1 pseudogene is annotated in these 1,163 nt (G+C 38.3%); it reads left to right on the top strand.

From position 1 onward, the window contains the following. Window positions 1-72: 72 nt before the first annotated feature. Window positions 73-1,083, top strand: a pseudogene (locus tag KNP82_RS15710) (type I restriction-modification system subunit M); the annotation flags it as partial. Window positions 1,084-1,163 lie beyond the last annotated feature (80 nt).

The raw sequence follows: 1,163 nt of genomic DNA, 5'->3' as shown, positions 1-1,163 counted from the left end.
TACTCTATCGGAGTTCTGTTCTGATTTTTCGGCAATAGTGTAAAATCGTATCGAGCAAAAACTGTCAATTTTATTTTAGCGTTCACACGTGGACCATACAAACCAGAAGACTATGGGAAAATTGTACTGCCATTGGCAGTATTACGTCGGTTTGACTGTGTGTTAGAAAGTACGAAAGAAGAAGTACTAGCGAAAGCTGATAAATTTTTATCAATGAGTGAAGAGGCTCGCGAACCAATTTTGAATCGCGTCTCTAAGCAAAATTTTCATAATACAAGTAAATATGACTTTAATAAGCTATTAACGGATTCGGATAATATCGCTGACAACTTACGCGATTACATAAACGGTTTTTCAAAAGTGGCGCGAGATATCATGGATCATTTTGATTTTGATCGTCAAATCGATAAGTTGGATCAAAATAACTTACTATACTTAACCATTAAACGCTTCAGCGAAATCGACTTACATCCTGAGACTGTTTCGAACATTGAAATGGGTTATGTATTTGAGGAATTAATCCGTCGTTTCAATGAGAATGCGGAAGCAGGGGACCATTATACGCCTCGGGAAGTTATTACTTTAATGACCAATCTTTTATTTTTACATGACGATACAAGTGTTCTAACCAAGCCAGGTTTAACACAAACGTTGTACGATTGTGCAGCTGGTACTGGTGGCATGGGGTCCGTAGCTCAAGATTATCTCTTAAGTCAAAACCCTACGGCGCACTTAGAATTTTTCGGACAAGAAATCAATCCAGAATCATATGCGATTTGTAAAGCTGACTTACTCATTAAAGGTGAAGATGCACGAAATATTCGTTTAGGAAACACATTGTCAAACGACCAGTTCTCCCATGAAAAATTTGATTATCTCATTTCAAATCCTCCATATGGAGTAGATTGGAAATCATACGAGAAACCAATCAAAGAAGAACATGCGCAACAAGGTTTCAGTGGACGGTTCGGTCCAGGGACACCTCGTACGAGTGATGGGCAACTACTGTTTTTAATGCATTTATTATCGAAAATGAAGCCTGTAACACCTGAAAATCCACAAGGTTCACGTTTGTGTATTTTGCAATACAAATGTGCACAATAATGCAACGAAAAGTACAGAACTTTGCCAGCTGGGTTTTAGTGTTTCGACAACGCATGCGT

It is taken from the genome of Exiguobacterium sp. s26, from assembly GCF_018618235.1.
GTDB classification, from domain to species: domain Bacteria; phylum Bacillota; class Bacilli; order Exiguobacteriales; family Exiguobacteriaceae; genus Exiguobacterium; species Exiguobacterium chiriqhucha.
The sequence above is the reverse complement of the archived record's forward strand: the minus strand, read 5'-3'. Positions and strand labels throughout refer to the sequence as shown.